Genomic DNA, 11,911 nt, shown 5'->3' with positions numbered 1-11,911 from the left:
ATATGAGAGCATTAATTGTTATCCTTTTATGTTTGTGCTCAACACAAGCATTTTCACAATACTATAAAGATTACGATTGGGAGAAAAATCCAAAGCTGCATCAACTTTCTGAAAAGGAAGCGAATGAATCTTCCATTGCCATTGTAGAAAAATATATTATTGAATATTATGTATCTGACGATGGACGTATCAGTAAGTTAGAAACGAATCACACCATTACACGTGTTCATGATGAAAAAGGAATCAAAACACATAATACAGTGTACATTCCAATGTATGGTGTAAAAAACATTGTTGATATCAAAGCACGTACGATTTCGCCAGACGGAAAAGTGACACTGCTGAATAAGGATAACATTAAAGAAGTAAAGAATGTAGAAGAATATGGTGATTTTAAAATCTTTGCTATTGAAGGTGCTCAAAAAGATTCTGAAATTGAAGTTTTGTATACGTTAGAAAAAGATTATTCGGCTTTTGGTAGAGAAACATTACAACAAAACTATCCGATTAAAACATTAGAATATCATTTTATTTATGGGGATTTAGAAGGACAAATTAAACCGTATAATACAGCAGGTCAGTTTGAAAAAACTGCGTATAACAATCGTGCAGCATTAAAATTAATATTGAATGATATTGTTCCGATGATTGAAGAAGAATATTCTACATCAGACGCAAACAAAATAGCAGTTGCATATCAATGCTTTGGAAAAGGCACTGGCGTAACAGACGCGTTATTGTGGAACAATGTAGTTTCTAATATTTCAGAAGGAATGTTTCCTGAGGTACCAAACGAAGAAATTAAAAAGTTGGTTGCTGAAATTTTAAAAGATCAAAAAGAAGACGATTTCACAAAAGCATATTTAATTGATGATTATATAAAGAGAAACTTCTCCGTTATCAAAAATAATAACAATCAACTCTCTGATATTGAATACATTCTTAAAAATAAATCGGCAAGTGATTTAGGAATTATAAAAGTATACGGACACTTTTTAACAGCAGCAAATGTGGAATATTTACCAATGATTACGGCAAATATTTACCAACATCGATTTGATGCAGAATTTTTTAATCCAAGTGCTTTGCGCGAATTTTTAATCTATGTTCCAAAAACTGGAAACTATATTACGCCTGATCGTATTGAGTATCGTTTAAGTGAAATTCCATTTTATATTCTAGGAAACACGGGAATGTTTATCAATAATAAATTACAATACAGTTTTTACAAAACGAAACAAAGTGATCCAGATTACAGTCGTGTTGTTCGCAATATGGATATTTCATTTGAAGATGAAGTCGAATCTGTAAAAATTGCACAAAAGCAAGAATATTATGGCTTTTGGTCTATTACAAACAGAGCTGTGTTAAACTTAGCGCCAGACAAATCTATTAAAGAATTTGAAGATTACTTAACAGGTTCTGGAATTGAAGACAAAGTTGTAAAATCGTATACAACCGAAAATAAAGACATCACGCAATTAGAATACAACAAACCATTTATTGTAAACTCTGTAATCACTTCAGAATCATTACTAGAAGAAGCTGGTGATAGTTATATATTTCAAGTTGGAAAAGTGATTGGAACGCAAAGTGAATTGTATCAAGAAACGAAACGCGTAAACCCAATATTAATGCAATATCCTAATCATTACGATTACGAAATTGTAATGACCATTCCGGATGGTTACGATGTTGAAGGTTTAGAATCGTTAATTATCAAGAAAGAATTGTTAGACGAAGAAGGAAACCAAAAATGTAAATTTGAATCTAATTATACATTGGATGGAAATAAGCTAACAATCATCATTCAAGAATTCTACAAAACAAGTGAATATGACATTGCAGAATATGATACATTCCGAAATGTAATTAATGCAGCTTCAGACTTTAACAAAGCTGCTATTTTAATGAATCCGAAAGAGTAAATTTTGAACATAAAACAAAAACGCTTCATGATTTTTAAATTATGGAGCGTTTTTTGATAGTATTTATTTGCATTAACTAATGATACCAAATAAAAACTATGAAGAAAATTACCATTTTCCTCAGCCTATTCCTTACAGGCTGTCTATTTTCCCACGCACAAATTCTTGATGATACTGCAAACCACAGACTTGTTGTCCAACATGAATTAGTCGCTTCCAAACAACTCAAAGAAAATATTTACATTCATACTGATAAGGATATTTATGAGCCTGGCGAAGATTTGTGGTTCAAAGCTTATATTCTGAATGCAAATGATTTAAAAATATCACAAAAAACTACACAAATTTTTGTAGAGTTATACAAACTAGGAGAAGAAAAAGTTATTACAAAGGAAACTTATAGTACAGCCAATGGTTTTGCTAGTGGGCATTTATTTTTGGCAGACATATTAAAAGATGATGTTTATCAATTGGTTGTGCATACGAAAAACACTTTAGAAAGCGCTTCTGAAACTATTTTGGCTAACAAGCAAATTGAAATCAGAGAAAATATTATTCCTAAAATATTGATTGATACAGAATTTCATCAAAAATCATATGACAGAACAGAAGAAGTCCAATTAGAAGTTGCCGTATTTTCTAGAAGTAAAGTTCCATACACAGATGCTTCTATTACAGCTGACATTTTTTCTCCAGATAAAAAAATTGGACGCATAAAAGTGAAAACCGATAACAAAGGAGAAGCCAAGTTAATTTTTCCTGTAAAAAAAATTGTCAATGCTGCCTTTTTAAAATTACGCGTACGTTACAATGACGAAACTGCATATCATACGGTAGATATTCCGTTTACTAATGTTGCTGCGATTCAATTTGGAATGTATCCAGAAGGTGGGAATTTAGTTGAAAACCTTCCAAACACAATGGCTTTTAAGTCAATTGATCATCATGGAAAACCATTAAATGTAAAAGGTACGCTCTATGAAGATGGAAAAAAAGTACGTTCATTTGAAGCAACTCATTTTGGAATGGGAAAATTTTCATTTACTCCAAAACCTTTTAAAAAGTATACTGTACAACTTAAAAATCCACAACTTGATTCTATTTTTCAATTACCAGATATTCGCAAAAGCGGTATCAAGTTACAAGTGGACAAAAACAATCAGAAAAATGTACATTTTAGCATTACTAAAACAGAAGATATTTCACTTGAAAAAGTATATATCAGAGCGCAAAGTCGTGGTAATGTTTATTGGATGGCAACTACTTCCTTAACAAAAGATCGTATTCGTTTTAAAATTCCTTGCAACAAACTACCACAAGGAATTGCAGAAGTCACCATCTTTAATGAACGCTTTCAACCATTAGCAGAACGTTTGGTATACACAAATCTTGATCAAAAGTTACAAATTGAATTGGCAGAAATGTCAAAATCACTATATCGTCAAAAAGATAAAGTAGATTTGAAATTCGCCGTAAAAGATGAAGAAGGAAAACCAGCTATTGGACATTTTAGCTTGAGTGTTTTTGATCATCTCTATGCGAATAAAGATAATGATTATAGTATGTTACCACATTACTATTTGTTTTCAGAATTAAAAGGTCATATATACAATGCATCCTATTATTTTGATGAAAAAAATAAAAATCGTGAAGAAAAACTAGATTTATTATTGCTTACACAAGGATGGCGTTCGTACACATGGAATCCTCAAAAATTTTCAAGAGATAAAATACAAAGTTTTAGTGTTGATGTAAAAGGACAAGTGTTTGAAAAGACTGAAGATCAAACTTTAAAAAACGCGAAAAATGTTCCGATCAATATAATGCTTCCTAAAATGATAGCTGAGATAAAAGGCGATTTGGGAGGAAATTTTGTCTTACCATCGACTTATTTAAGATTCGGACGCGGAAAAAAAATTCTTTTAGCTCCTGTAAATAATGAAAAGTATACCTTAGAAGCCTATTTGCCTTTTGATGAGATTTTAAAACGTAACCAAAATAAAAGATTTCTTTTTCCCAAGAGTGATTATCGCATTGCCGAGAAAAAACAATCTTCTTATGATCCGTCGTTTAGTTTTAACGAAACCAATTATTTGGAAGAAGTAAAATTAACAGCATATAAAGAACGAAAAAAGAACAAAGGTGAAGGCGCAAAATTTACACTAGGTATCACAAGCGGAGATTATGTTTGTTATGAATATGAGATTTTGAATTGTACAAATCACACTTCAGGTTCTAGACCTATTGACGGTAAGCTATATTATAAAAACAATGGAACGCTTGTAAAATACAGAGCTCCAATAAAAGACGAAGATGATATTGAAAAGAATTTTTTAATGGTAAGAGGATTTTATCCCATAAAAGAATATTACAATCCAATCTACGATAAAGCAGAAGACAAATTATTTCCTGATAATCGAAAAACGCTGTTTTGGTCGCCAAATTTAATTTCAAATGAAAAAGGAGAAATTAATGTAAGTTTTTATACATCAGATGTACAAACAACATTTTTCGGAAAACTCGAAGGAACAAATGGAAACGGATTATTAGGCGCAAAAAATTTTCAGTTTAATGTAAATTAATTAAAATCAGAAGCTATCAAAACTGGTACTTCAATACATGAATTAATAACTTTAATTAGGAGAAAAATTTGTATATTTATAATCGACACCGACCTGCTTTAACAGGAACTATGAAAAAATCTTATTGTATTTGTGTCTTATTTCTAATAAGTTACCTAACTACTTATGCACAAGTTTTAGATAAAACTGCAAACAAAACTTTGGTTGTCAACCATGAATCACTAGCCGAAAAACAACTCAAAGAAAATATTTATATCCACACTGATAAGGATATTTATGAACCAGGTGAAGACTTATGGTTTAAAGCATATATTTTAAATGCAAATGACTTAAAAATTTCTTTAAGTACTACTATGATTTTTGTAGAATTAATCAAGCAAGAAAAAGATACAGAAGATGTGCTTGTTAAAGAAATTTATATGGCTCAAAATGGAACTGCAAGTGGACATTTATTTTTAGAAGATATTTTAAAAGATGGAACTTATCAGATAATCATTCACACAAAAAACACTTTAGAAAATGCTTCCAAAACGATTTTAGGGACCAAACAAATTGAAATCAGAGAAAGTATTATCCCAAAAATATTGATCGACACAGAGTTTGCTGAAAAGTCCTATGAAAGAACTGATGAAATTGTCATGGAATTATATACATTTTCAAGAAGTAGAGTTCCATATGTAAATGCTACAGTGACTGCTGATCTATTTTCAACAACTAAAAAGGTAGGTCGTGTAAAAGTAAAAACAAATGAAAAAGGAGAAGCAAAATTTCTATTTCCAATCAAAAAAACTGCAAATGCTGAATATATTAAATTACGCGTACGATACAAAGATGAAACTGTATATCATACTATAAAAATTCCTTTTAAAAAACCTGCGGCAATTCAATTTGGAATGTATCCAGAAGGTGGAAATTTAATAGAAAATTTAAATAATATCGTTGCCTTTAAAGCAATCAGTCATATTGGAAAACCATTAAATGTAAAAGGTGTTTTATATGAAGATGGAAAAAAAGTACGCTCGTTTGAAGCTTCTCACTTTGGAATGGGAACGTTTTCATTTGTACCAAAACCCTATAAAAAGTATACTGTACAACTTACAAATCCACAACTTGATTCTATTTTTCAATTACCAAATATTCGCAAAAGCGGTATCAAATTACAAGTAAACAGAAGCAATCAAAAAAATGTACATTTTAGTATTACAAAAACTAATGATGTTTCACTTGAAAAAGTATATATTAGAGTACAAAGTCGTGGAAATGTGTATTGGATGGCAACAGCTTCCTTAACAAAAGATCGTATTCGATTTAAAATTCCACTTGAAAAACTTCCACAAGGAATTGCAGAAGTCACTATTTTCAATGAACATTTTCAACCTTTAGCAGAACGATTGATCTATGCAAATCTTGATCAAAAACTACAAATTGAATTAGCCGAAATGTCTAAATCCTTATATCGTCAAAAGGATAAAGTTAATGTAAAGTTTACTGTAAAAGATCAATATGGAAAACCAGCTATTGGGCATTTTAGCTTGAGTATTTTCGATCATCTATATGCTAATAAAGGTAATGATTATAGTATGTTACCACATTACTATTTATTTTCAGAATTGAAAGGTCATATATACAATGCATCCTATTATTTTGATGAAAAAAATAAAAATCGTGCTAAACATCTTGATTTATTATTATTAACACAAGGTTGGCGAACCTATAATTGGAATCCAGAAAACTTATTAAACGGGCATAATTTTGTAAAACCATTTCGTGAAGAAGTAACAGGACGTGCATTTCAAGTAACAAAAGAAAAAACCTTGAAGAATGCTAAAGGTGCTGAAATCAAAGTAGTTCTTCCAAAACAAATTACTTCTATAAATACGGATAGCAACGGGAATTTTGCACTTCCTATTAATTACCTAAGAATAGGTCGTGGATATGAAATTACATTTTTACCTATTGATTCTAAAAGCATTATACTAGAAGCAACATTTCCTTTCGATGAAATTGGCAAACGCACCAAAAAAAAGCTATTATTATTTCCAAAAAGTGATCGTTTGGTCTCCGAAAAAAAACAGTCATCATACGATTCAAAATTTAGTTTTAACGAAACCAATTATTTAGAAGAAGTAAAACTAACAGGTTATAAAGATCGTGATAAAAACAGTGGTGAAAATGTTATTTATAAAGACTTCCCTAGCGGAGATTATGTATGTCATGAATACGGTGTATTGAATTGTAGAAATCACCGTACAGGTTTTCCTCCAATTGAAGGAAAACGCTACATACTTAATAGTGGACAATATATTGTGTTCGGAAATACCAAAGTTAAAAAAGATGAGAAAAAAACTGGTTTCTTAATGGTCAAGGGTTTTTACCCAACTAAAGAATTTTACAATCCAACTTACGACAAAGCAGAAGACAAATTATTTCCTGATAATAGAAAAACATTGTTTTGGTCACCAAATTTAATTTCTAATGAAAAAGGAGAAATCAATATAAGTTTCTATACATCTGATATACAAACAACATTTTTTGGAAAACTAGAAGGAACCAATGGAAACGGATTACTGGGCGCAACTTCTTTTCAGTTTAATGTGAATTAAATACAATCAAAAAACTGTTAATTTTTTATTAAAATTATAATTTCAATACATTAAACAAGAATTGAAAAATAGAATATTCCGTATCTTTAAAAAAACCGACTTGTAGCATACATTAAGACTATGAAATACTATACCATTTGGATCAGCTTATTACTTTTTAGCTGTTTTTTTTCGCACGCACAAGTGTTAGATGATTTTGCGAATGAACGATTAGTTGCACGTCATGAATCACTTGCCGAAAAGCAACTCAAAGAAAACATTTACATTCACACTGATAAAGATATATACGAACCGGGCGAAAATATTTGGTTCAAGGCATATATTTTAAATGCAAACAATTTGAAAGTATCAAAAGATACCAAAATCATTTTTGTAGAGTTGTTGAAAGAAGAAGAAAATGAAGAAAGTATTATCGTCAAAGAAATTTATACTGCAAAAAATGGTTTCGCAAGTGGTTATTTATTCCTAGCGGAAATTCTGGAAGAAGGAAACTATCAATTAATTATTCATACCAAAAATACACTTGAAAATACTTCGGATGAAATCACTGCCATCAAACGTTTTGAAATTAGAGAGAGTATTATTCCCAAAATACTAATCGATACTGAGTTCTTAGAAGATGCATACGATAGAAACGATGAAGTTGTACTAGATGCAGATGTATTTTCAAGAAGTAGACTTCCGCTAAAAGAAGCTTCTATTTCTGCTGACATCTACTCTACCGAAGATAGACTCGCTCGTGTAAAGATAAAAACAGATTCACTCGGTCAAGCCAGAATTATTTTTACTGAAGAAGAAACCGCTAAAGCTGAATTTATAGAATTACGCGTAAAATATGGAAAGGATATTGTATATCATATTATAGATATTCCGTTTAAAAAACCTGCCGCAATTCAATTTGGAATGTATCCTGAAGGTGGAAGTTTGATAGAAAACTTACCAAATACTGTAGCATTCAAAGCGTTGAATCATCATGGAAAACCCTTGAATGTAAAAGGAACGTTGTATGAAGATGGAGAAAAATTACGCTCGTTTAAAGCAACTCATTATGGAATGGGGACATTTTTATTTACACCAAAACCAGATAAAAAATACACGGTAAAACTCTCGAATCCAAGGCTAGATAGTGTTTTTCAATTACCACTAGTTAAGAAAAAAGGACTTCGATTACACGTAGAAAAACGAGATCCAGAATATATACAATTTGGCATTACCAAAACAAAAGATGTTACACTTGACAAAGTGTATATAAGAGCACAAAGTCGCGGTTATGTATATTGGATGGCAATAGCATCACTTACTAATGATTATGTTCGATTTAAAGTTCCATTGGAAAAATTGCCGCAAGGAATTGCAGAAATCACCTTATTTAATGATCGATATCAACCATTAACAGAACGTTTAGTATACACCAATATGTACAATAAACTACATATTGAACTTGTAGAAATGTCAAAGTCTTTATACGGACAAAAAGATAAGGTAGATTTAAAGTTCTCTGTGAAAGATCAATTTGGGAAACCAGCAGTTGGACATTTTAGCTTGAGTGTTACTGATCAACTATACACAAAGAAAAATAATGATTATGCAATGATGCCATATTATTATTTATTCTCAGAATTGCGAGGTCACGTATATGATGCATCTTATTATTTTGATAAAAAAAATAAAGATCGAGAACAACATTTAGATTTGGTATTATTAACGCAAGGTTGGAGAAATTACAATTGGACATCAGGTAATTTACTCAAAAACATGTATGATAAAGTAGATCCATTTAGCGAAGAAATCACAGGTCGTGCCTATTATCGTACGGAAAAAGGTACGTTACAAAATGGTGCTGGCGCCATTGTACAAGCATTATTACCAAAGGTTGCCGTTGCCATTACTGCTGATAAAGGCGGTAATTTTAGTGTTCCACTAAATTTTTTAAAGGCTTCAACTGGTTCGCGTCTCACGTTGTTACCTATAATTCAATCAACTCCTGATACTAAAGGAAAACATGCATCACCTGATCAAGCTTTTTTAGAAATTAAAGAACCTTTTAATGAAATCTTCCAACGTACGATAAATAAACAACTTATGTTTCCGAAAAATGATCGTATGATAGATGAAAAGAAACAATCTTCGTATGATACTTCTTTTAGTTTTACAGATACTAATTACTTAGAAGAAGTTGAGTTGACAGGTTTTAAAGATCGTGATAAAGATCGTGGTGATAAAGTGATTTTTGAAGGTGTTTCAGGTGATTATCTTTGTATAGAATATAATATCTTAAATTGTGAAAATCATTATTCTGGACCAGCGCCAATACATGGAGAAAAGTATAAATTAAATGATGGAACTGAAGTAATATATAAAGCTTCAAAAGAAACGCTTGCTCAAAATGCTAAAGAAAATAATTTTCTGTTTGTAAAAGGTTTTTATCCAACGAAAGAATTTTACAGTCCTTTGTATGATAAAGAGGAAGATAAATTGTTTCCTGATAACCGAAAAACATTGTTTTGGGCACCAAATTTAATTTCTGATAAAAATGGAGAAATTAATGTTAGTTTCCACACATCAGACATTCAATCTATATTTTCAGGAAAGCTTGAAGGAACAAATGGAAATGGCTTGTTAGGAACAAAATTGTTTGAAATTAATGTAAAGTAATGTGACTTTGATGTAAACATTGAGAGTTATTTTCTCCTTTTCCGCAGTATAGCAGGGACTTTTCGTTAAGAATTTTTGAAGCCTTGGAAAAAATTTAGAAAAATCACTGCAGTTTTAATTTTTCCCTTAAAAAAAATTAAAAATACCTCTGGAAAAGCACACTTTCTTTTGTTTCTTTTCTTTGTGTGAGCAAAGAAAACGAAAATAAATAACTGAAATTTATATTGAATTCAGATTAAAGCAATAACATGTTATACTGTTTCACTTCTAAGTTTATTTATAATGATTTTGCTAAAATCAGTACTCAACTCATCAATTAATCCTGAATAATGACAATAGTATAACATTCCGCTTTTTTCATCTTCTTTTACGGCAATGATTCCGTCATCAAATTCGGCTAAATGATAATAATTTCCATCATCAAGTGAAGTTGTTCGTACTTCTGAAACTCCAAGAATGCAGAATTGTTCAAAGTCAATTCCTTCTGCTTGTTTGATGAGTTCTAAATAATCATTTGGTAATACTGCCGTAATCGTTTTTGTATAATTCGTAAGAAATGATGGATCTATTGGATGAAATACATCTTTTATTTTAGCAATTTCAGTTAACTCTTGTAGCCAACCATGAAACGTTGGAGTCGATGTTATTTTTTCCTTTTCATACACTGGTTGTGTAAATGAATTTGGATCGTTATTAATTTTCTTGCTTGTAATAACAACCGATTGCAGCTTTTGTATAGATTTAGGATTCGGTCTTATTTTCCAACCCCACAATCGTCCTTTATAACTATTAAACTCTATTGTGTATTTTTCTTCTTGCGCCTTAAATCTAATAGTTGCTAATTTACTTTCGTCTTTTCTATTAAATCGATGTTCATCTGACAATGGAATATTTGCAGTTTCATAACATTCTATAGACATGCTTTTTTCCCAATACTGTCTCCATTTTTGTCTCGTTTCCAGATACGCTACTTGTGTTTTTAACTTCGTTGCTAAATCTGTGTCAAACAAACTATAAAACTCCGACAGCAAACTTTTCTCTAATGATGTAAATCCTTTTGTAGTATACTTTGGACGTCTTCTTCTTGCTGCAATTACCAATCCAAGAAAAATCAATCCAATGATTCCAATAAGTATTGCTAAGGTTATTAAAACTGTTTTCATCTAATGGTATGTTCATTCCTAAAATTCCACCATTCTATGATTTCTTCAGCCATTTGTTCTGAATCTTCTAAATTGCATGACAATCCATAGGTTACTATCAATTCACTACCTATAACGCGGGAAATTTTCTCAAAATCTGCGCCTTTATATAAATGACTTAATAGTTGATGATTTAATGAAGTGAATTCATCTTTTGGAACACCAGGAATTAATTCCCACGAATTCAATAGCTTTCGTAATGACCTGAAATTTTCCTGAAACTCTTTTTTTATTTGTGCCTTGTTTATGTTCAATTGTTTTCAATATAGAATTATGGTTGGTTAAAGTTAATAAATTGAAAAGAATTAAAGAAAAATCTTATGCACGTAAAATATGAAAGCTCATTGTTTTTATATATTGTTACAGTGTCACTTTATCCATATAAAAACTCACTCATCTCGCTCGGTTTTGGATATTTATTTTTTTGTCTTGCAATCAATATTATTTCTCCTAAATGAAATGATAAATGTGTGCTTGAATCTTGAATTAACTTAAGTTTCGCTTCTAATTTCAAATCCGATGCATCAAGATTTTCTATTAAATTTTCAATTTGTTCAGTTTGATTTTTAAATTTCTTTCGTTTTATTCTCCACTCATCTGAGCTTTTCGGTTTTGATTCTGCTATCCAAGATTCAGATTCGACAAAGTCAATTTTTGTATTACTATTTTTGAGTTTTTGTATTTGAAAATCTCTCCAGCGTATTAAATGATTCAGTGTTTGCCAAATAGTTTTAGAATGTCCTTCTATTAAAATTCCGCTAATTTCAATCGGAATAGTTTCAAAAACTTTGAAAGTTTCAAATGCGTTTTGGAAAATAAATTTAAAATTAAGTTCTTTCATACTTAAATTACGTGTCCAATAGTTTGTGTATAATTAGTTGCGTTTTACACCACTAATTTAGCAAATACAAACTGAATAGAGAATTTTGTAAACAACCTAA

Annotated in this window: 7 protein-coding genes; 4 read left to right on the top strand and 3 right to left on the bottom strand. The window is 30.6% G+C overall.

The window, feature by feature from the left end; all coding sequences use genetic code 11:
* Nucleotides 1-2 precede the first annotated feature (2 nt).
* The 4 genes from ACUUYC_RS15420 (at nucleotide 3) to ACUUYC_RS15405 (ending at nucleotide 9,768) form a co-directional block, all read left to right on the top strand.
* Nucleotides 3-1,928 carry a hypothetical protein gene (locus ACUUYC_RS15420; protein WP_474267238.1) on the top strand — a complete coding sequence of 642 codons (1,926 nt, stop codon included), beginning with the start codon at nucleotides 3-5 and terminating at the stop codon, nucleotides 1,926-1,928.
* Between the two features lie 98 nt (nucleotides 1,929-2,026).
* Complete coding sequence (locus tag ACUUYC_RS15415) at nucleotides 2,027-4,510, top strand: hypothetical protein (protein ID WP_474267236.1); 2,484 nt, start codon at nucleotides 2,027-2,029, stop codon at nucleotides 4,508-4,510.
* A 110-nt stretch (nucleotides 4,511-4,620) separates the two neighbouring features.
* Nucleotides 4,621-7,113, top strand: a complete 2,493-nt coding sequence (locus ACUUYC_RS15410) for a hypothetical protein (protein WP_474267234.1) — start codon at nucleotides 4,621-4,623, stop codon at nucleotides 7,111-7,113.
* Nucleotides 7,114-7,233: 120 nt separating this feature from the next.
* On the top strand, nucleotides 7,234-9,768 hold the full coding sequence (locus tag ACUUYC_RS15405; protein WP_474267232.1) for a hypothetical protein: 2,535 nt from the start codon (nucleotides 7,234-7,236) through the stop codon (nucleotides 9,766-9,768).
* 251 nt (nucleotides 9,769-10,019) lie between these two features.
* Here the strand turns inward: ACUUYC_RS15405 and ACUUYC_RS15400 are convergent, their stop codons facing one another.
* The 3 genes from ACUUYC_RS15400 to ACUUYC_RS15390 all read right to left on the bottom strand — a co-directional run bounded on the left by ACUUYC_RS15400 (nucleotide 10,020) and on the right by ACUUYC_RS15390 (nucleotide 11,811).
* On the bottom strand, nucleotides 10,020-10,931 hold the full coding sequence (locus ACUUYC_RS15400; RefSeq protein WP_474267230.1) for a hypothetical protein: 912 nt from the start codon (nucleotides 10,929-10,931) through the stop codon (nucleotides 10,020-10,022).
* The gene (locus tag ACUUYC_RS15395; RefSeq protein WP_474267228.1) at nucleotides 10,928-11,224 is read right to left on the bottom strand and encodes a hypothetical protein; all 297 of its coding nucleotides are present in this window, start codon (nucleotides 11,222-11,224) and stop codon (nucleotides 10,928-10,930) included. The genes ACUUYC_RS15400 and ACUUYC_RS15395 overlap by 4 nt, the downstream gene beginning before the upstream one ends.
* A 119-nt stretch (nucleotides 11,225-11,343) precedes the next feature.
* Nucleotides 11,344-11,811 (bottom strand): hypothetical protein, encoded by a 468-nt coding sequence (locus tag ACUUYC_RS15390; RefSeq protein ID WP_474267226.1) that lies wholly within the window; start codon nucleotides 11,809-11,811, stop codon nucleotides 11,344-11,346.
* Nucleotides 11,812-11,911: the final 100 nt, after the last annotated feature.

It is taken from the genome of Kordia sp. E (genome assembly GCF_056033805.1).
Note: the sequence above shows the minus strand (reverse complement) of the source record. Positions and strands in the feature narration are given on the sequence as shown.

Excerpts from the sequence above, each read along its gene's own strand:
- ACUUYC_RS15410 (WP_474267234.1), top strand. The coding sequence starts at position 4,621 with ATGAAAAAATCTTATTGTATTTGTGTCTTATTTCTAATAAGTTACCTA.
- ACUUYC_RS15390 (WP_474267226.1), bottom strand. The coding sequence starts at position 11,811 with ATGAAAGAACTTAATTTTAAATTTATTTTCCAAAACGCATTTGAAACT.
- ACUUYC_RS15405 (WP_474267232.1), top strand. The coding sequence starts at position 7,234 with ATGAAATACTATACCATTTGGATCAGCTTATTACTTTTTAGCTGTTTT.
- ACUUYC_RS15400 (WP_474267230.1), bottom strand. The coding sequence starts at position 10,931 with ATGAAAACAGTTTTAATAACCTTAGCAATACTTATTGGAATCATTGGA.
- ACUUYC_RS15420 (WP_474267238.1), top strand. The coding sequence starts at position 3 with ATGAGAGCATTAATTGTTATCCTTTTATGTTTGTGCTCAACACAAGCA.
- ACUUYC_RS15415 (WP_474267236.1), top strand. The coding sequence starts at position 2,027 with ATGAAGAAAATTACCATTTTCCTCAGCCTATTCCTTACAGGCTGTCTA.